This window comes from Lactococcus termiticola (assembly GCF_003116835.1).
Classification (GTDB): domain Bacteria; phylum Bacillota; class Bacilli; order Lactobacillales; family Streptococcaceae; genus Lactococcus; species Lactococcus termiticola.
Window position 1 is genome coordinate 112,720 of record NZ_BFFO01000001.1, and the last position, 19,618, is coordinate 132,337.

The following is a 19,618-nucleotide window of genomic DNA, read 5'->3' on the forward strand; positions in this document are numbered from 1 at the left end:
GTTCACTCCTTTTAGGATAATTTCTTTTGAATCAAATAAATGTAATAGGGTGCCCCGATAAAGGCGACCAGAAAGCCGATCGGCAGGCTAGACGGATAAATCAGGAGCTGGGAGAGCAGGTCGGCAAAGACCAGAATCAGCATGCCGACAAGGCCAGCCATCAGCGACTTAGCCCTGAGCTTGAAGCCGGTCAGCTCGCCTGCAATATGGGGAGCAATCAGGCCGACAAAGCCAAGACCACCGACGAGGAGAACCCCAATCATCGCAAAGGCCGTCGCCAGCAGATAAAGCTGGAACTTGGTTCGCTGTAAATCAAGGCCCAGGCTCAAGGCCAGCTCATCCCCTAGATTTAAGACCTCTAGGCGTTTCAGATAAAAGGGATAGACGGCGAGGGCAATCAGGAGGAGAGCATAGACCAGGCCAAGATAGGCCCAGTCGCTCTGCCAGACATCGCCAGAAAGCCAGGTCGCCACCTGCTGGAAGTCAAAGCTGTTGATGGACAGCTGGCCCATGGTAATCAGGGCCTGAAAGAGGGCAGTCAGGGCAATCCCGGTCAATAAGAGCCGGGTATTGCTCAGCTGACGCTTGAGGGCAAAGATATAAATCAGGAAGAAGGCTAGGAGACTGCCCAAGAGGGCAAAAAGCGGATAGGCATGACTCCAAAAGCCCGTCAGATGGAGCTTGCTCAGGATTAGCAAGAAGGCCACAGCCCCAAAGCTAGCCCCAGAGGTCAGGCCCAGGGTCCCACCATCAGCTAGTGGATTCTTGGTCAATGACTGCAAAATCAAACCAGAAAGCGAGAGAGCAAAGCCGGCTCCCAGCACGGCCAGGAGTCTCGGTAACCTAAAATCAGGGACGAGTAGGCTCAAGAGCTGAACATCCGTTGAAAACTGGGTCAGGTCAAGGAGGACCAGGACCATGAGGAGGCCGATGATTAGAAAGAAGGCTTTTTTCATTTTCTCGCCTCCCTTCTTTTATCTTGGCGGTTGACCAGGCTGATAAAGAAGATGGCTCCAATTAGCATGGTCAGGGCTCCCGCCGGAAATTCGTAGGGAGAAATCAGCGTCCTAGCCAAGAGGTCGGCTAGAATCAGCAGGAGGACGGCAATGCTATTGCTCAAGAGCAGGCCCTGGCCAAATTTAGCCTTGGTCAGGCTTTTGGCCAGCTGAGGGGCAATCAGGCCAACAAAGCTGAGGACACCGACCGCTGCCACGCTCACGCCTGAAGCCAGGGCGACCAGGGCCATGACCAAAAGTCTGAGCCGGTTTACCGAGAGGCCGAGACTGGTCGCCATGTCATCGCCAAAACTGAGTAGAGCCAGTGGCCTCTGAAAGGCCAGAATAAGAGCGACAAGGAGGACGACAGCCCCAGAAAGGATTTCCAGCTTGGCCATGGTCAGGCCAGAAAAGCTACCGACCACCCAGAGGAAATAAGCCTGGCTGTTGTGGCTGTAAAAGGTCAGACTGGCCGCCAGCGAGCTCGTAAAGAGACCGATAGAGGTCCCGACGAGAATCAGTCGAAGTGGCTGAAAACGGCTCTTGGCCGCAAAGGCAATAACTAAGAGGAGGCTAAGAAAGGCCCCAAGACTCGCAAAAATTGAGCTGAACCAGCCCGTCGTCGACCAGCCAAAGACCAGGAGGATCGACAGGGCAAGACTCGCCCCGCCAGAAATCCCCAGCGTACTCATCTCAGCAATCGGATTTCTCGTCATGGCCTGGACTAAAAAGCCAGAGCTCGATAGGAGAATCGCCGTGAGGACGACACCTAAAAGACGTGGCAGGCGTAAGGATAAGACAACAGGATTCGTCCAGAGTTCATTGAGGCCATAGGTCTTATCGCCTAAACTCAGATAAAGCAGGCCAAAAAGCAGGATGAGGAGGATATTGACAGCAAAGATAATCGTAAAGGACCGCTTAGACATTTTGAATCCCCAAAATCATCCGGTGGCCTGTAAAAGTATCCTCGCCCAGGCGGACCCTGAGGCCAAAGCAGTCCTGAATCAGCTTCTCTGTAAAGACCTCAGTGACGGGTCCACTAGCGACCAGCTGGCCCTCTTTTAAGACCAGGAGCTCGTCAGCAAAACGGGCGACATGGTTAAGGTCGTGAATCACATAGACGACGGTCTTGCCCAGCTTTTCAGCAAAGCTCTTTAGAAGCGTCAAAATCTCCAGCTGATGAACCATGTCCAGATAGGTTGTCGGCTCATCGAGCAGGATCAGGTCGGTATCCTGGGCCAAAATCATGCTGATGAAGACCCGCTGACGTTGGCCACCAGAGAGGGATTCGAGCTTTTCATCCCTCAGCTCCCAGGTCTCCGTGTCCCACATGATCTGCTCAAGGAAGTCTTCATCCTCCTTGCTCAGTCTCTGTTGCATCAGCCCCTGATGGGGAAAACGCCCCAGGGCAATCAGGTCGTAGACGGTGATATCGGTCGGTGTCTCCGTCTTTTGTGGCAAGAGTGCCAGATGCCGGGCGATTTCTCTTTGTGAGAGCCGGCCCAGCTCCTGGTCTTGATAGAGGACTTCGCCCTCGTATTTATTGAGCCGGCCCAGGCTTCTGAGTAAGGTCGACTTACCAGAGCCATTGACACCGATAATGGCTGTGGTTTTTCCTTCTTTAATCTCGAGCGAGATGTTTTTCAGCACTTGCTCTTTTCCAAAGGACACACTGATATTTTTCGCACCAAAATACATCGTCTTCTTTCCTTTTCGCTTGACTTGGTTGATAGTTAAAGAGCTCGTCAACCGTTGTTTTCAGCGTTTCGGCAAGCTTGAAAGCCAGAGTAAGCTCTGGGTCATATTTATCATTTTCTATGGCGTTGATGGTCTGGCGGCTCACATGAGCGATATGGGCCAAATCTTCTTGAGAGAGTTTATTGACACGTCTCAATTCTCGGATCTTATTTTCCATTTCAGCCTCGCTTTCTCTTGTTTGTCAAATGTTTTTTACATCCTCCATTATCCCATTTTTATAGACAATTTTCAAGGTTGTTGAAATATGATTTTTCTGCTCTGGAAGTCGGTCCGCTGTAGGCTGGTTGGAGGGAACTGTGAGGCCATCTCCGTGGCTCTGCCACTACGTTCTCCATGCTCGCTAAGCTGCTAAAGCAGCAAGTCGCATGGGGCAAGCAAAGCTTCGGTTTCATTGCTAAATGTCGAGCCTTTCGGTCTCGCCATTTGCCTATTTTCAAAGTTCCCTCCAGCCAGCCTACAGCTCCACTTGTGCCATTTCAAACCTAATCCCTCTTCTCCAATCATCCTGATAAATTTATTAAAAGATACCAGCTTCGTTCCAGAAATCTGGGAAAATGCAGTGGAATAAGGCAATTTATGAGACCGCAGGGCTCAGAAATTAGCAATGAGACGCCAAAGGCGTCTGCTTGCGTGCCCCACTGCATCTTTCCCGGATTTCTGGAACGAAGCGACTCCCAGCACAAAACAAAAAAAGTAGCCACAAAGCCACTTTCCATAAATTTATCGATGCGACACCCGTTTCGCAATGCCGTCGCCGATGATCTGTACGATAAAGACGAGGACCAAAATTCCGATAGAAGCGACATAGGTCACATCAAACTGGAAGTTTGTATAGGCTGTAATCGCCGTATTTCCAAGACCTCCGGCACCGATGGCACCCGCCATGGCTGTAAAGCCAATGAGGGAAATCAGGGTCACGGTCGACACACGAATCAGGGCGGTCAGCTCCTCCCGCAGGTAGACGGTAAAGATGATATCAATAAAGTCCGCCCCCACAGTATGAGCCGCCTCAATCTTGCCCTTGTCGACATTCTCCAAAACAGCCTGCACCTGACGGGCATAGAAGCCAAAGACCCCCAGTGTCAGCGGAATCAGAGCTGCTGTCGGGCCAATCGTCGTGTGAATGATCGAATAAGTCAGCGGACTGATGATTGCCAGCAGGATAATAAAGGGAAAGGCCCTAAATAATGAGACAATCTTATCTGCAATCCAGAAGACCGGCCGATTTGGAGCAATTCCGCCCTTGTCAGTCACGACCAAGAGAATCCCGAAAATCAAGCCCAGGAGTCCCCCCAGAATCCCTGACCAGAAGGTCATATACAAGGTCTGAATAATCGAAGTCTGCCAGCCATAATCACCCAGCCAGCCCATATTAATCACGTTTGGTAATAGATGTTGTAACCAGCTCTCCATTAGGCTTGTCCTCCTTCTTTAATACGACTCAGGTCTTCAAACTTGATGTCCGAAGCCTTCAAAAATGCCTTGACCTCATCTCTAGCATCACGAGAGCCCTTGAGACTGATGACGAGCGATCCCAGGGTCTGACCCTGCAGGACCTCGACATTACCATAGTAGATGCTTGTCGTCACGTCATAGTTCTTATTAATCTGAGAAATCAGGGGCTCAGTAATCGTGTTTTCACCAAAGTCAACGTGAATCAGCTCTTCATCTTCTGAGAGCTGGCCCAAGAGCTCAGTCTTCGACAGGCCAGCAATAAAGCGATTGACGCTCGAGGTCGTCTCGATAAACTGCTTGGTCAAAGCCTCTTTTGGCTCAGCGAAGATGCCAATCAGCGAATTTTGCTCGATGATTCGGCCGTCCTGCATGACGGCAATTTTATTGGCAATTTCTTTGACCACCTGCATTTCATGGGTAATCAAGACCACGGTCAGGCCCAGCCGGTCGTGGAGGTCCTTAATCAGGTCCAAAATCTGGTTGGTCGTCTTCGGATCAAGGGCTGAGGTCCCCTCATCTGAAATCAGGATTTCAGGGTCATTGGCCAGGGCACGGGCAATGGCCACACGTTGCTTTTGCCCGCCTGAGAGCTGGGCAGGGTATTTTTCCGCCAGCTCAGTCAGGTCGACCAGCTCGAGGAGTTCATCGACCTTCTTTTTCCGTTCTTCCTTGGTCAGATAGCGGAGCTTACCTGTCTTTTCATCTTCGATTTGGGTGTGGTTCAGGGCAAAGTTAACATTGGCAAAGACCGTCTTTTCAGACAGCAGGTTAAAGTGCTGGAAAATCATCCCGATTTTTTGCCGGAATCTTCTCAGCTTGGTCCCTGAGAATTTCACGGACTTGTCTGCATCAAAGACCTTCTCGCCATTGATGATAATCTGGCCTTCGGTCGGCTTTTGCAGGAGGTTGATGGTCCGGACCAGGGTTGATTTTCCGGCTCCAGAGTAGCCAATCACGCCATAAATATCACCCTTTTCAACATGGAGGGTCGCATTGTCAACGGCGACAATCTCCTTCTTCTTTTGCTTAAATTTGACGCCTATATTATTGAGTTCTATGATCGCTGTCATAGCCTCTCCTTTCTAAATGCAAAGAGGCCGCTCACGTGGCCTCTGACTATCTTTCTACTGCCTTTATTTCAATTTTAAGTCCCAGGCGGCCAGCTCGCTACCGTCTGAGTAGGCCTTCTTAATGGCTGACTTGACAGCATCAGACTGGAAGGCCTTGACCACTTCCTTGTAGGTCGCATTGTCTTCGTCCTTCTTGTTGGCCGCAATGAAGTTGATCCATTGGTGGGCGTTTACGTTAAGAGGCTCGACAGCGATTGACTTGCTGAGCGGAATGTTAGCTGAAGCCGCATAGTTCTGGTTGATGATTGACGCATCGACTGAATCCAAGGCCCGGGCCGTTTGAGCGGCATCCAAGAGCTTGAACTGGAGATTCTTAGGGTTTGAAGTCACGTCTGACGGTGTTGCCAGTGTGTCGCCTGAGACCTTCAGCTTGATCAGACCCTTGCCTTCGAGAAGGTAGAGGCCACGTGATTCATTGGATGGGTCGTTTGGCAGGGCGATAGATGCCCCGTCTGGCAACTCAGAGAGTTCTTTGTATTTGTTAGAATAAAGATGAATTGGCGTGATGATGGTGTCGCCAATCGGCACGATGTCTGACTTATTGGCCTTGTTCCAGGCTGCCAAGAAGGCATAGTGCTGGAATTGGTTGAGGTCGACAGAGCCATTGGTCAGGGCCTTGTTAGGCTGGGTGTAGTCTGTAAACTGGGTAAATTTGATGTTGATGCCATATTTATCCTTGGCTTCTTTGACCCAGGCCTCGTTGACTTCCTTGTCCTGGGCTGTCGGAGCCATGATGCCGACATTGACGGTTTTTGAGCTAGCATTTCCCTTTTTATTGTTGCCAAAAGTAAGGAAGGCAGCCACTGCGACGACGATAATCACGGCGACCGTGATCAAGATATTGCGATTTCTTGGATGCATAAGATTTCTCCTCTGATTCGTTCTACATTTTTGCTATATGAAAAATTTTAGCAGTTTCGATGGAAGTTGGCCTTACAATTTTATAAATGCCGCCATAAAAAATTTTTAGGCGGGCAGCGTTTTGCGATTTTTGAACCTGGCCCTGGGCAGGATTCTGTGCTATACTTATTGTTGTAAACCAATATTTTTGCACAATGGGTATCGCGAAAGCGGTTGAGAAAAACCATCTGACCTGATCAGGTTCATACCTGCGTAGGGATGCTGCAGTAGCTTTTTTAGCTCGCTCAGACCCTCCTCGTGCACACAAGGAGATTTTTTATGTCAAATTTAAGAACCCGCCTCTTGGCTGAAGTCGCACTCGCTGCGGCACTCGCCACCGTCCTCAATTTCATCCCCCATACCTTTTTTGGCTGGATGACCATGGAAATCGGTGTCCTGCCGATCCTGCTTCTGGGCTACCGCCGGGGCCCCTGGGCCGGCATGGCCGGCGGCCTCGTCTGGGGCTTATTAACCATTGCCCTCGGACAGGCCTTTATCCTGGTCCCCGCCCAGGCCATTCTCGAGTACATTCTCGCTCCGATCATCACCGGTGCGACCGGCTTCTTTTCTAAGAAGAATATCGGCTTTGTCGGCCTTGGCATCCTCGTCGTTGTCCTCATTAAGTACGTCATTCACTTTCTGGCCGGCATCATCTTCTGGAGTAGCTTCGCCTGGCCTGGCTACTCGGCCACCCTCTATTCGCTGATTGTCAATAGCGTCAGCGGTTTGATCACAGCAGGCTTTGCTGTGATTGCTGGACTGATTTTGATTAAGCGATTCCCTAAGTTGTTGGGATAAGTGCTCTCTAAAACATCACGTCAATGACGAGATGCGTAGAAACTAATAGGAGTGCTTCTCAGAATTCCCAGAATGTAAACAAAGCCCATCTACATCCTAAAGGCTGCTATCAGACGGCCTTTTTATAAACTTCAAATATTGTCCTTTCCCCTAATTTTGGTTATAATAAAACAATGTCAAAAAAAGCAAAAGTCAAAAAAACACTGGTCGAGCAGATTTTAGACAAGGCAAAGATTCCCTACCGGAGCCTCTCCATCAACGCCCTCGAAGGGGCTGGACTGTCTGCTGACATCGCCCGAAGCGACATCTACAAGACCCTCGCCCTCATTGGCGATAAGACTGGTCCCATCATCGGCATCCTGCCTCTGACTGAGCACCTCTCTGAAAAGAAGCTGGCCATTATTTCCGGCAATAAAAAGGTCCACATGATTCCCCAAAAAGACCTCCAGGCTACCACCGGCTATGTTCACGGGGCCAACAACCCCGTCGGCATCTGGCAGACCAAGAAGTTTCCTATCTATATTGACCCCATCGCCCTGGAAAAAGAGACCATGATCGTCTCTGCAGGCGAGCTCGGCCGGAGCATCGAGGTCAATCCCCAAGAGTTGGCTGACTTTGTCCAAGCCAAATTTGAAAGTATTCGAGAGTCCTAAAATGACCCCATCAAAAATATATCCCATTACCCTCATCGCCCTAGGAGCTGCCATCTTGGCAGTTTTTTCTCCTCTGGCCCTGCCTTTTGGGCCGGTCCCTATCACACTACAGACTCTGGCGGTCGGCATCGTTGCTAGCCTTCTCAGGCCCCGTGAAGCCTTTCTCAGCATCCTGGTCTACCTGCTTTTAGGCGGGGTCGGCCTGCCTGTCTTTTCTGCCGGTGGCTCTGGCTTTGGTGTCCTCTTTGGGCCGACAGGTGGCTTTCTCTTGGCCTTTCTACCGGTTGGTCTCCTGATGTCTCTGGTCTTGACCCGTTATCAGCACAAGCCCTGGCTTAGCTTTCTGATTAATCTTCTGGGCTTTGCCCTGATTCTTTTGATTGGTAGCTTCTGGTTTAAGACTTACAACCATGCCTCCTGGCAGTCTGCCTTTGAGCTGGCCTTTCTTCCCTTTGTACCGATTGAACTGCTCAAGGCCGTCGTCAGCTCGATTGTCAGCCTTTCCCTCTTGCCAATCCTTCGCCGAAGCCAGCCCTACTTTACAAACTAGGGGAAAACAGATAAAATAAAACTATGCTGATCAAGATTCTTATGGGGCTCTACCCCATCCTTCTCTTTATTTTTCTCGTCTTTGTCTTTAAGTTCTTTAGGCTGAGAAAAATTACGAACTATAAGCTAAAGATTCCAGACATCTTTACGATTTTCCTGATCATCGGCTTGGAAATCTTTTCTAAAAAGCTGGCTGGCTTTGGGATTCTTCCTTACTACTTCTTGATCATTTCAGGTCTGGCCCTGGTCTTGCTCCTCCTTGACCTTTTCTACTACAAGGCCTTTAGCTGGTTTCGCTTTTTGAAGCTTTGGTGGCGGATTACATTTTTTATTACTTTGGTTATCTATGTGGGCTTGTTTATCATGGTGTTAATATAAAAAGACTTCCAAATTTGGAAGTCCTTTTTTTATGCGACCCGACGAATATAGGTATGGGCCCAACTGAACATTTGTTGCCAGCTCATGCCCCACCATCCCGGAGCATTGCAGACGTCTGTGATGCGGTTGACACCAACACCTACCGTCGGCGAACCTGATGAATCGTGAAGAATATAGCCGTTGCCGAGGTAGATGACCACATGGGCTTCGCCATTTGGGAAGTTCATGATGATGAGGTCACCACGACGGAGATTGCCAGCAGAAACGCCGATTCCCTTTGTTTGGAGCGACCAGGTCGATGTTGTCGCCTGATTATCAATCGTGTGTCCCGCCCTCGCAAACATTGCGGATACGAAGCTTGAGCAGTCAAATGAATTGCGAAGCTGGTCAGCTGTATTTCGTCCGCCACCAAAATTATAAGGACTTCGACCAACCAAACTCAAGCCATTAGCGATTGCTCGCTCAATGATGGCATTCCCGCTTGAAACATTCGGAGTATAAGAGACATTATACTTGAGGCTTGCGACACCAAACTGCTTGCCAAGAACCGTTGCATAAGCATCCGTCTGATACTGTCCTTGGTTACCTGGATGAATATTTTTTTCTGCATTAAACATCACATTTGCCCCAGAATACCAGGCAATATCATCCTGCCCATTGGCAAGCGACCAGGTTGGCAGGTGAACATTGCTCGCCATTGACTGGCCCCCCTGTTTGAACAATGCTTGGATGATAGACATCTGTGACTGATGTGCCAAGATTATCTGAAGCAGTGATGGTCAAGGCCCCTGAAGCTTCTTTTACAGAAAGGTTCATCTTATTTTGAGCCTGTGGAATCCCTGCAGGATAAGCATAATAGGCCACGCCTTCATAACGCCAGCCTTGAGTGCTCAAGACCGTCTTTTCCCAAGCCGATGAACTGTAAAGGTGCTGGCCGTTAGGATTGTAGAGGCGATAAATCGGGACAGCCCCTGAAGCCTTGTTCTGAGAATAAAAGGCAACCCCCTCATCTTTCCAACCTTGATGGCTAATCACGCTGATTTCATAGCTACTTGAGCTATACATGTGCAGTCCCAGACCTGGATTATAGAGGCGGTGTACCGCATCCCCCGATTTAGGCGCCTTCCAAGAGACCCCTTCATAGCTCCAGCCATGCTGGGTCCCATTGACATAGGCCTCCCAGAAGCTGTTTGTATAGAGATGTTCTCCATTTTTGGCATTGTAGAGACGATAGATTTTTTCCTGCTTGACCGTCGCCGCCTCTGCCTTGTGCTGAACGTGAGCAGTAGTCGCTAGCGCGACTAAAGCAGCCATTCCTAAAATGATGCTCTAGCTTTAGCTTTATTTTTCATATCTTAATTATAACATAATTCGATAATTAAAAGTTCAAACAACTTAGAAATCACTAAAATAGGAATTCCCTTTAGCTTGAATTTGGCACAAAAAAATAAAAAAGCCCTAAACAAAGGGCTTTTAGTGCGATTTATGATGATCCGAGGGGGATTCGAACCCTCGACCGTTCGCTTAGAAGGCGAATGCTCTATCCAGCTGAGCTATCGGACCATAAATAAAGGTAGGATACCGCAGCTGGATAGTAGGGAAGAAAACTTACGTTTTCCCTATCCACAACCTCAAAGCAGTGCTTTGAGCCAGCTGAGCTATCGGACCATAGAAAGACTGAACAAGTCAACTCATTCAGTCTATCATATTTTATTTTTTTCTGCAATTATTGGTATGTTGTGCTAGCAGTTGCTGGGTCATAAGTAGTCGTGTCATCACTTGTGGCTCCACCGCCCTGAGCAGCTGGTGTCGTCTCAGTTGACGCATCTGCTGTTTGAGAGGACGCAGAACTATCTGAAGCCGAATCACTCGACGACAGGGACGACCCATCAATCCCAACATAAAGTCCAGAATTACTAGAGTTAATCGCAACCAGACTACCGTCTTGATTGACCCCATAAGTCTCGGCCTTCTTGCCTTCGGTCACTGTCGCAGAGGGCAGGAAGAAGGACGACGCCTGACTATTGGTATAGTTCTCATAGGTCACCAAATTAGGGTCAAGACTCGTGAGGACGCTCTGTGCCAAAGACTTCCGCATGACATTTTGGACAGCCAAGGCAGTGGCTTCAGGTGTGATTTGGTATGAAGCCCCGTCAGTCCCGTCATAGCTGAGGCCTTGATACTGGACAGAGACAATCTTGTCAAAGCAGTCCTTGTAGCCCAAAAATGAAGTGATTGTAGAGGCAGAGACAGGGATATTCGTCTTGAAGTCTTTTGAAATGTCATTCAAGAATTTCTGGTATTGGGTAATATTGTCAACAGCCAAAACCTTCTTCATGACTGAGGTAATGACCTCCCGCTGGGCAGCGGCACGACCATAGTCGCCGTTAGCACGGTGATGGCGGTCACGGGCATAAACCAGGGCCTGCTCGCCATTGAGGTGTTGCTTGCCCTGCTCGACGGTGGCCGTATATTGAGGCTCTGTATCAGAAATGAAGAGGGTCGTCCCTGAGGTATTGTCCACATCGATACCACCAACGTCATTGACCAGATCAATCAGGCCATCAAAGTTCATGGTCACGAAATTACCAACATCGAGGCCAGCTTGAAGGCCAACGGTCTTCATGGCGTAGGAAACGGCAGAGTTAAATCCACCATTATTATAGCCACTTGGGTAGGCCGAATTCAATTTCGTTGGAGCTGTGCTGACGATATTGCCGTCGCCATCCAAGATATTGGACAGGGTATCCCGCTCGATAGAGACCATCGTCGTGGTCTTGGTCTTAGGATTGAGCGTCATCAAAATAGAGGAGTCAGCATTCCCATCCCAGGAGTTTGAGTCGCCCCGGCCGTCGCCACCAGTATCCACCCCCATCAGCAAGATCGTCAGAGGCTCTGTCGCTTTGACAGTTTTAGCTGTGTTCTTGTTTCCAACATCCGTAAATGTTGCACTTAAGGTCTTTGTTGTGCTGTTGAGGACTGTCATGACGTAGACTACGCCAGCTCCAGCCGTCACAAGGAGAATTCCTGCGACCATTAACAGACTTTTTTGCCAAAGTTTCATAGTTAAATTATAACAAATTATCTCCGATAGACAAGCCGACTACAAGGCAAATTTGCCAAGTAGCTCTTGATAGTGCTCTCCGTGTGGCATCAAGCGAATCTCCCTGGCCCCATCGGTCTCATAGCTCTCAGCATACTTGTCCAGAATAATCTCCAGATAAGCATCCGGCAGGTCCTGTCCCAACAGCTCCCCCCACTCGATGACAGAGACGCCCTCGCCAAAGAGATAGTCGTCCATATCAAAGCTGTCTGGGTCGTCGCCAATCCGGTAGACGTCCATGTGATAAAGCGGAAGCCTGCCCCCTTCATACTCCCGGACAATCGTGTAGGTCGGGCTCTTAATCATCTGATGAATCTCAAGACCCAGGGCCAGGCCCTTCACAAAGGTTGTCTTACCAGCCCCCAGCTCACCGGTCAAGACGATGATGTCGCCCGGAGTCAAGACTCTACCTAGCTTTTCAGCAAAGGCCAACATTTCTTTTTCGTTGAATTTCATGTCCTTATTATAGCACCATTTTATCGGCAGAGGCAAGAGAGCAAAAAGAAAAAGCCGAGCCCTAGGCCCGCCTCTTTTTTAATCCACGAAATTTCTCAAATAATGCTGGTCATAAATCATAATCTGGCCGTCGATAATGTCAATAACCCCCTCCCCCTTCAAGTCGTGGAGGATCCGGTTGACCGAGCTTCTGGACGAAATACCACAAAAGCCGGCAATGTCTTCATTGGTCATTGGGAAATCAATCAGGATGCCTTCTGGCTTTTTGATGCCAAAAGTCTCAATCATATCGTAGAGATGAGCACAGACAGCTCCCTTTTTTCCTTTGACGGTCATATTCTGGAAGATGCTCAAGTTCATGACTAAACGGCGTTTATAAAAATCGTTGACAATCTTAAAGAGTCTGAAATCCTCTTCAACCCATCGCCAGAAGTCACGTCGGGGAATCCGGTAAAAGCTGACCTCGTCGCTCTCGACCCTGGCATTATAGGCAGCTGCGATTTCTCCATCAGAACTGTCTTCCAATAAGGAAATAAAATCTGTCTCGGTCACATAAAAAATGTTAAACTCCCTGCCGTCCTTGAGGACACTGGAAATCTTAACCACACCCTCAAGCAAGAGATAAACATAATCCGTCTCTATCCCCTGATACATGATGTAATTATACTTCTTGCGATTGATAACCTTTACGTCCTTTTTCTTCAATATTTCTATAAGATAGTCTAAGTCCTGCATTTCCTTACTTCCTCTTTTTAACATTCTATCACATTAAGCATGCTGACCTGAATTCTTTTGCTTCTTGCCATGAATGAAAAAGTAAATCAAGGCAACCAGAACAACGGCTGGAGCACTGTAAAGATAAAGGTTTCTAAAACCAATCATCTCAGGGCCAAGCATGGGAATAATGGCTCCGAGCACAATCGGTCCACCACCGACCCCAAGGTCTAAGAAACCAAAGAAGGTCGACGTCGCCACACCAATCCGGTGCTTGTCAGAATCCCGAATGGCCACAGCCTGGCCAAAAGGAGCCACGCCCCCATAACCAAGCCCAAAGGCCGCCCCTGCAATCAGGAGAATCACAAAGCCGAGGGCTGGTCTAAAGAAGCCAGCTAGACCCACACCAAGCATGGCCAGGGCAAAGAAGACAAAGGTTGGATACCAGACCCAGTTGTCTCCTTTAGTGTCAAAGAGCCGGCCTGTAAAAGGTCTTGACAAGAAAATCAAGAGGGCATACATGGTAAAGAAGAGGCTACCTGCCAGGGGAATCTTGAGGTCGAGTGAGAAGGAACCCATACCGGTCAAGATAGCAGAGTCGATAAAGCCGGCCAGGAAGGCCACGATAGAAATCGGAAGGGCTGCCTTTTCGATATAACGATCGATCCCCTTGGGCTGATTGGCCAGGGCTTCTGCCTTTTCTGCTTCGGTCAATTCGGTCACCTTGACAAATAAGGTCAAGGCAAAGCTGACTAGGAGCAGGGCAATCCCCATCAATAGAAGGACAGAGAAACCATAGCTAGAATAAATCATGATCGAGAGGGCAGGGCCAACAGCCGCCGCCAGTGTGACAGAGAGGGCATAGTAGCCGATTCCTTCACCTCGACGACTGACACAGGCACAACCTGTCCTGCGACAGTCCCTGAAGCGGTCGCCGCAATCCCAAAGCCAGCCCCCTGAACCAGGCGGACCAAGAAGAGCAAGGGGATATTTTTAGTGACAAAGTAGGCAAAGGTCACTAGTAAGAAGAGAGCTCCTCCAATATAGAGCAGGCGTTTCATGCCCATCTGGCTGATGGAAATCCCGGTCCAGACCCGGCCAATCAGGGCACCGATGACGAAGATGCTTGAAAGTGAGAGACTGATCATTGTGCTTTGATGAAGGACATCTAAAGCATAGGTACCAATCGATGAAGTCAACAGATAAAAAACAATATAATATAGGAAACTTAATACGGTATTAAATAAAAAAGTCCTGGTAAATAATTTTTCTTTTTTCACAAGTTTAGTCCACCCGTTGAATATTACGAACTTCAAAGGCCCGGCTACCGTCAGCAGTGGTCAGGAAGCCCTTGTGGGCAGCGACATATTCGATGGCAGCATCCATGCTGTCAAAGTCGGCTATGACGTATGGCAGACGGCCATTGGCCACATAGTTAGGCATCCGTTCTTCTTCGTAGACTGAGAGGCTCTTAAATTCAAATTTCATGTTGATCTCCTTTGCTTATGAAATTAATTTTTTGTACTTCATTATGATACTCCTCTCGTTCGCCGACTCAAAGTACATTTTATGTATAGATTTTTTGTTATCATTTGTTAACTTAGCCTCTAGGCTTTGCTTCGTTCCAGAAAGCAGCAAAAAAGCGGTAGTGAGGCCAGGAGCCCTTGCAGCCCCCAGGTTTGCCTTATTTCACTACTGCTTTTTTGCTGTTTTCTTTCACTCGTTGTCTTATTGTTCAATAAGCAAAGCCAAACTCTGATAAGGAGCCAGTCGACCCGCTTCATAGCTCTCATAATTATTATAGAAGACTTCAGCCCCGTCAAAGGCCTCTGGAATCTGGACCTCAACCTCCTTAGCCCTAAAGTTATTAAGCACCAAAAGCTTCTGCCCCTGATAAGTCCTATAAAAGGCGTAGACATCGGGTGAGTCTTGCAGGGCAGGAGCGTAGTCGCCTTCTGAGATGAGGAGCTGCTCTTTTCTGAGCTTAATCAGGCTCTGATATGCTTTGAAAATCTCGCCGTCTTTTTCCTTGGCAACATTGATGTCCTGGTGGCTACCGAGCTTCAACCAGGGCTGGCCAGTCGTAAAGCCAGCGTTTGGTCCATCATCCCACTGCATGGGCGTTCTAGAATTATCTCTCGACTTGACCTTGAGAATCTCAAAGGCCTCAGCCTCCGTCTTTCCAGCCACCAACATCTCAGCATAGGCGTTATGCGACTCCAGGTCAACATAGTCTTCGACCCGCTCAAAATCAGGGTCGACCATGCCGATTTCCTCGCCCATGTAGATAAATGGTGTGCCCCGGCTGAGGTGGATGCTGGCCGCCAGCATGGTCGCCCCTTTTTCCCGGTAAGCCTCGACATCCACAAAGCGATTCAAAGCCCTGGGCTGGTCATGATTATTCCAGAAGAGGGCGTTCCAACCCTTATGTATGGACATCTGCTCGCCCCATTCATGAAAAAGCTTTTTCAGACTTTCAAAATCAAAAGCCGTTTTGGTCCATTTTTCGCCCTTTTCATAGTCGACCTTGAGATGGTGAAAATTAAAGACCATACTGAGCTCATGCCGGTCAGGCTGGGTATAGAGAATCGAGTTACCAATCGTGGTCGAGCTCATCTCACCGACCGTGACAGACCGGGCATCTTGACCAAAGCTGGCTTCATTCAAGGCTTTCAGATAATCATGGACAATGGCCTTGTCCGTATATTCAAATTTTCCGTCAAAATCGGGATTGTCCTTGAGGACTTCGTCCTTGCCGATGACATTAATCACATCAAATCGGAAGCCAGAAATCCCCTTGGCCCGCCAGAAATTAACCACATCAATCAGGGCCGCTCGCACTGCAGGATTCCGCCAATTCAGGTCAGCCTGGCTAACATCGTAGAGATGGAGGTAGTACTTGCCAGTCTCGCCAAAGGGAGCCCAGGCCGAGCCACCAAACTTGGACTTCCAGTCAGTCGGCTGCTCTCTTATGATAAAGAAGTCCTGATAATAGGCGTCGCCAGCCAAAGCCTTTTGAAACCATTCGTGTTCGGTCGAGACGTGGTTTAAGACCATGTCCAGCATGAGTTCGATACCGTGTGCCCTGGCCGTATTGACCAGTTCATCAAAGTCGTCAAAGTCACCAAATAATGGATCAATCGCCTTATAATTTGAAATATCGTAGCCATTATCCTTTTGAGGACTAGGATAAAAGGGATTGAGCCAAATCATATCAATCCCTAATTCCTCTAAATAAGGAAGCTTTGTCGTAATACCTTTGAGATCACCCAGGCCATTGCCTGTCGTATCAAGAAAGGACTTGGGGTAGACCTGATAAATTACTTTTTTATGAAAATTTGTCATAGGCTTTCTACATTCTATTATGATGATGTTTTATTTAGAAACGGCATCTTTGAAGACATTCTTTTTATCCATGCCCTTGCCCATCTCGTCAGTATCCTTGTAGCCAAAGAACCAGACCAGAAGGATGGTCACGACCGCACAGACCGCCATGGCAATCCAGAAGAGCTGGAAGTTGCCGGCTGGATGTTCGCCAGTCTTAGGGTTAGAGATAAAGTTTGGGAAGCCAATCAGTGAGCCTGAGAAGCCAAACATCTTGAGATGGCCAAAGCCTGCGACAGCAGCACCGACAGCGGCACCAATCGAGCTCATGATGAAGACACGAATGTATTTGAGGGTAATCCCGTAAATCGCTGGCTCAGTAACCCCAGTAAAGGCAGAGAAAGCCGCTGGCAGTGAGAGCCCCTTGAGGTCTTGCTTGCGGGTCTTAAAGAAGACCGTGAGGGCTCCGACCCCCTGTGCAAACATGGTAAAGTTGACAATCATGTTGAGTGTTGATTGACCAGTCGCCGCGATTTCTTGAGAAATCAATGGGACGACGAGCCAGTGGAGACCGAAGATGACGAGAACCTGATAGAGGCCACCGATGATCAGGCTTGAGATACCCAGGTTCAAGCTCAAGAGCTGGTCAATGACAAAGGCGATACCAGATGAGAGTGTAGAAATGACTGGACCAACCAGGAGCAGAACGATAGAAGCCGCCACAAAGAAGGTAATCATCGGCTGGAAGATAGGACGCAGAGCCAGAGGTAGGACCTTTCTCAACCATCCATGGAGTGGTTTTGCAATCGCCACACCGACAATAATCGGAAAGATGGTGTAGGCATAGTTTGGCAGGGCCACTGGAATACCGAAGTAGCTGGTGTTAAAAGTAACGCCCAGGAAATTCGCCACAGCAGCCGGAGCTTCAACGAGTTTGCCGTCAGCCACATGAGGGCTAACCAGGTTCATCAGACCTGGGTTAATCATGAAGCCACCGACAGCCGCACCGATAAAGGGCAGGCTGCTATCTTTCGGAGCAATCTGCTTGGCCGCTGAAAAGCCGACCAACACAGGCAGGAAATAAAATGGCGTCATCGCAAGAATAGAGATAACCTGATAGGTCGTCCCAGCCGGGTCTACGAGGTTGAAGATGTTGTTGCCCTTGGCAAACATGGCCAGAATCCCGTTGATCATACCACCTGCAGCCAGGAGGCCGATGATTGGGATCATTGAGCCAGTGATGGTGCCGATGACCACTTGGAAGGCCCTGATGATAGGATTCTTGCTCTTTTTAGCCTTGTCTTCTACTGCTTCGTCGCTGGCATTTTCAGGGAGTTGGGCGACAACTTCATTAAAGACATCTTCTACGGCCTGGCCGATGACGACCTGGTATTGGTTGAGGTTGGCGTTGTAAAGGGCTGTGATAGAAGGGATGCCTTTTGCCGAGAAGCTCTGGATGAGTTCTGCATTGGCCTTATCCTTATCTTTGAGCGTAAATCTCAGTCGGGTAATACAGTGGATGACCTTACTGATATTTGCGCTGCCACCAACCGCATCGATAATCCAGCTGGCCAGCTCTTCCTGGCTCTGGGCCATCTTCTTAGGGGCTGGGGCTGAGCTTGCAGCAGCCTTGAGGACCAGCTGTCCTAGTGCATCACCAGCTTCTGCAGGACCGTAGGCAATCTCTAGGGCTTCTAATTTTTCTGCACTGTTTGGAAAGACCAGCATGCTCGTCGTATCAAGCTTTGCTGACTTGATGGCATCCCAGTCGGCTGTCCCGATGACTTGGCCTGCTTCGATCTTGTCGCCGACTTTGACATTCCAGTCAAATGGAGAGGGCTCAAGTGAGACTGTATCAATGCCAAGGTGCAGGAGGGCATCGACGCCGTCTTCAGTTTTCAGGCCGATGGCATGGCCTTGTATGAGGGCGACTTCGGCTGAGAGGGGACTGACAATTTTATTTTCTTGAGGGATGATGGCAAAGCCGTCTCCCATGCTTTTCTGGGCAAAGACCGGATCAGAGACCTTTGAGATCTCAATCACTTCGCCAGAGAGGGCTGAAACAATCTGATTTTTCGACATCGGATGTCCTCCTTATTTTTATCCACTTGTTCGTACAAGTAGATAGTAACATAAAAATTTATATGTTGCAAGCGTTTTCTTATTTTTTTATGATAAAATATTTTTAGATGAAAAAATATGAAAAGATCGCTTCTATTTTGGAGCAGGAAATTTTTAAGGATGTCTATAAGGAAAACGAGCTCCTGCCCAGCGAGCACCAACTGACCGAACTCTACGGGGCCAGCCGACAGACCGTCCGGACTGCCCTCAAGTTGCTCGAAGACAAGGGCTTGATTCAACGCCGGCAAGGCTTTGGCAGTATTGTCATTGCCCATGATAAGCTGAGGTTCCCGATTTCTGGCCTGACCTCATATAAGGAGCTCCAGGAATCGATGGGATTTGTCTCTGAGACTGAGGTGGTCAGCTTTGAGACGATCACAATCGACGAAAAGCTGGAAAAACTGACCCAGTTTCCTCTGGGTTCTGAAGTTTTTAGAATCCTTAGACAGCGTAAAATCGACGGCAAGGCCTACGTCCTCGACCTCGACTACCTCAGAAAAGACCGTTGTCCAGAGCTCAGCCCTGAAATCGCCAAGGACAGTATTTATCAGTATCTTGAGAACGTCCTCGGCCTGCATATCGCCTACGCCCAAAAGGAAATCACGGTTGACTTCGTCCACGACGATGACCGGAAGTATCTGGATCTCGGCCAGCAGGACCGGCATGTGGTTTCTATTAAGAGCCAGGTCTTTCTTTTTGATAACAGCCTCTTTCAATATACGGAGAGCCGGCATCAGGTGGATAAGTTTAGGTTTACGGAGTTTGCTCGGAGGCAGAAACGCTAAATCTATTTTCATGAGGCCCATTCCGCCACAGAAAACTGCGGACATTATTGTGGGCCCGGAAGCGAAGCCTTCGGCTTCCATTCCTAGTTCTGGAGCCCTTGCGGTCTCCAGAACTGCCTTTTTGCCACGAAAAAGCCTGCAGTTTTCTGTAACTCCATTAGTGCCTTTTTATTTCTGCTTCATGTAAAGCCTCTTAGTCAGGGGCTTTTTGTATATAAAAAATCCGTACAGAGCCTAAAAATCAGGCACAAGTGGAGTGGAGAAAATTCTGAAAAACACTGTGAAAGTAGGCAGATGGAGAGACCGCAGGGCTCGACATCTAGGAATGAGACGCCATAGGCGTCTGCTTCCGGCCTCACAGTGCTTTTTTTAGAATTTCCGGAACGAAACGGACCTTTTCTGCAACGAATGAGAAAAGCTTCGCTTTCTTCATCCACAAGCTTTTTTGCAGACTTTTGGTCAAGCATGCTCCCCTTAGTCGCATGCTTTCCTCATCCGC

General features: G+C 48.8%; 20 protein-coding genes, 1 tRNA gene, 1 pseudogene and 1 riboswitch. Of the genes and pseudogenes, 5 read left to right on the forward strand and 17 right to left on the reverse strand.

Going from position 1 to position 19,618, the window contains the following annotated elements; genetic code table 11:
* Positions 1-11 precede the first annotated feature (11 nt).
* From NtB2_RS00545 to NtB2_RS00575, 7 genes are all read right to left on the reverse strand, one after another.
* A complete protein-coding gene (locus NtB2_RS00545; RefSeq protein WP_109244996.1) occupies positions 12-956 on the reverse strand; it encodes a FecCD family ABC transporter permease in 945 nt (314 codons plus the stop codon).
* Complete coding sequence (locus NtB2_RS00550; protein ID WP_109244997.1) at positions 953-1,921, reverse strand: FecCD family ABC transporter permease; 969 nt, start codon at positions 1,919-1,921, stop codon at positions 953-955. The genes NtB2_RS00545 and NtB2_RS00550 overlap by 4 nt, the downstream gene beginning before the upstream one ends.
* Entirely contained in the window at positions 1,914-2,693 is a 780-nt protein-coding gene (locus NtB2_RS00555; protein ID WP_109244998.1) for an ABC transporter ATP-binding protein, read from the reverse strand. Before NtB2_RS00555 ends, NtB2_RS00550 begins: the two co-directional genes overlap by 8 nt.
* On the reverse strand, positions 2,617-2,910 hold the full coding sequence (locus NtB2_RS00560) for a helix-turn-helix transcriptional regulator (protein ID WP_109244999.1): 294 nt from the start codon (positions 2,908-2,910) through the stop codon (positions 2,617-2,619). Before NtB2_RS00560 ends, NtB2_RS00555 begins: the two co-directional genes overlap by 77 nt.
* 563 nt (positions 2,911-3,473) lie before the next feature.
* Complete coding sequence (locus NtB2_RS00565) at positions 3,474-4,166, reverse strand: methionine ABC transporter permease (RefSeq protein WP_109245000.1); 693 nt, start codon at positions 4,164-4,166, stop codon at positions 3,474-3,476.
* The gene (locus NtB2_RS00570) at positions 4,166-5,278 is read right to left on the reverse strand and encodes a methionine ABC transporter ATP-binding protein (protein ID WP_109245001.1); all 1,113 of its coding nucleotides are present in this window, start codon (positions 5,276-5,278) and stop codon (positions 4,166-4,168) included. The genes NtB2_RS00565 and NtB2_RS00570 overlap by 1 nt, the downstream gene beginning before the upstream one ends.
* Positions 5,279-5,341: 63 nt before the next feature.
* A complete protein-coding gene (locus NtB2_RS00575; RefSeq protein ID WP_109245002.1) occupies positions 5,342-6,199 on the reverse strand; it encodes a MetQ/NlpA family ABC transporter substrate-binding protein in 858 nt (285 codons plus the stop codon).
* A gap of 184 nt (positions 6,200-6,383) precedes the next feature.
* Positions 6,384-6,476: riboswitch (TPP riboswitch) on the forward strand.
* A 41-nt stretch (positions 6,477-6,517) separates the two neighbouring features.
* Here NtB2_RS00575 and thiT point away from each other — a divergent pair.
* The 4 genes from thiT (at position 6,518) to NtB2_RS00595 (ending at position 8,616) form a co-directional block, all read left to right on the forward strand.
* Positions 6,518-7,036: an energy-coupled thiamine transporter ThiT gene (gene thiT, locus NtB2_RS00580; RefSeq protein ID WP_109245003.1), complete on the forward strand. Its 519-nt coding sequence runs from the start codon at positions 6,518-6,520 to the stop codon at positions 7,034-7,036.
* A gap of 173 nt (positions 7,037-7,209) precedes the next feature.
* Positions 7,210-7,689 carry an aminoacyl-tRNA deacylase gene (locus NtB2_RS00585; RefSeq protein ID WP_109245004.1) on the forward strand — a complete coding sequence of 160 codons (480 nt, stop codon included), beginning with the start codon at positions 7,210-7,212 and terminating at the stop codon, positions 7,687-7,689.
* Position 7,690: 1 nt separating this feature from the next.
* Entirely contained in the window at positions 7,691-8,239 is a 549-nt protein-coding gene (locus tag NtB2_RS00590) for a biotin transporter BioY (protein WP_109245005.1), read from the forward strand.
* Positions 8,240-8,262: 23 nt separating this feature from the next.
* The gene (locus NtB2_RS00595) at positions 8,263-8,616 is read left to right on the forward strand and encodes a DUF3397 domain-containing protein (protein ID WP_165814926.1); all 354 of its coding nucleotides are present in this window, start codon (positions 8,263-8,265) and stop codon (positions 8,614-8,616) included.
* Positions 8,617-8,645: 29 nt separating this feature from the next.
* Here the strand turns inward: NtB2_RS00595 and NtB2_RS00600 are convergent, their stop codons facing one another.
* The 10 genes and pseudogenes from NtB2_RS00600 to NtB2_RS00645 form a co-directional block, all read right to left on the reverse strand.
* Complete coding sequence (locus NtB2_RS00600) at positions 8,646-9,356, reverse strand: NlpC/P60 family protein (protein ID WP_109245006.1); 711 nt, start codon at positions 9,354-9,356, stop codon at positions 8,646-8,648.
* Positions 9,262-9,930 carry a hypothetical protein gene (locus NtB2_RS00605; protein ID WP_109245007.1) on the reverse strand — a complete coding sequence of 223 codons (669 nt, stop codon included), beginning with the start codon at positions 9,928-9,930 and terminating at the stop codon, positions 9,262-9,264. The genes NtB2_RS00600 and NtB2_RS00605 overlap by 95 nt, the downstream gene beginning before the upstream one ends.
* A gap of 175 nt (positions 9,931-10,105) precedes the next feature.
* A tRNA-Arg gene (locus tag NtB2_RS00610) sits at positions 10,106-10,179 on the reverse strand.
* Between the two features lie 163 nt (positions 10,180-10,342).
* On the reverse strand, positions 10,343-11,680 hold the full coding sequence (locus NtB2_RS00615; protein ID WP_109245008.1) for an LCP family protein: 1,338 nt from the start codon (positions 11,678-11,680) through the stop codon (positions 10,343-10,345).
* 39 nt (positions 11,681-11,719) lie between these two features.
* The gene (gene tsaE, locus NtB2_RS00620) at positions 11,720-12,175 is read right to left on the reverse strand and encodes a tRNA (adenosine(37)-N6)-threonylcarbamoyltransferase complex ATPase subunit type 1 TsaE (protein WP_165814927.1); all 456 of its coding nucleotides are present in this window, start codon (positions 12,173-12,175) and stop codon (positions 11,720-11,722) included.
* 78 nt (positions 12,176-12,253) lie between these two features.
* Positions 12,254-12,910: a Crp/Fnr family transcriptional regulator gene (locus NtB2_RS00625; protein WP_109245009.1), complete on the reverse strand. Its 657-nt coding sequence runs from the start codon at positions 12,908-12,910 to the stop codon at positions 12,254-12,256.
* Positions 12,911-12,943: 33 nt separating this feature from the next.
* A pseudogene (locus NtB2_RS00630) lies at positions 12,944-14,169 on the reverse strand (MFS transporter).
* Positions 14,170-14,173: 4 nt separating this feature from the next.
* Positions 14,174-14,377 carry a hypothetical protein gene (locus tag NtB2_RS00635; protein WP_109245010.1) on the reverse strand — a complete coding sequence of 68 codons (204 nt, stop codon included), beginning with the start codon at positions 14,375-14,377 and terminating at the stop codon, positions 14,174-14,176.
* Between the two features lie 240 nt (positions 14,378-14,617).
* Positions 14,618-16,234 (reverse strand): alpha,alpha-phosphotrehalase, encoded by a 1,617-nt coding sequence (treC, locus tag NtB2_RS00640; RefSeq protein WP_109245011.1) that lies wholly within the window; start codon positions 16,232-16,234, stop codon positions 14,618-14,620.
* Between the two features lie 30 nt (positions 16,235-16,264).
* Positions 16,265-18,295, reverse strand: coding sequence for a PTS sugar transporter subunit IIABC (locus NtB2_RS00645; protein ID WP_109245012.1), 2,031 nt, complete (start codon positions 18,293-18,295; stop codon positions 16,265-16,267).
* Positions 18,296-18,402: 107 nt separating this feature from the next.
* On the opposite strand from NtB2_RS00645, the gene treR reads away from it, so the two are divergent.
* A complete protein-coding gene (treR, locus tag NtB2_RS00650) occupies positions 18,403-19,119 on the forward strand; it encodes a trehalose operon repressor (RefSeq protein ID WP_109245013.1) in 717 nt (238 codons plus the stop codon).
* Positions 19,120-19,618 lie beyond the last annotated feature (499 nt).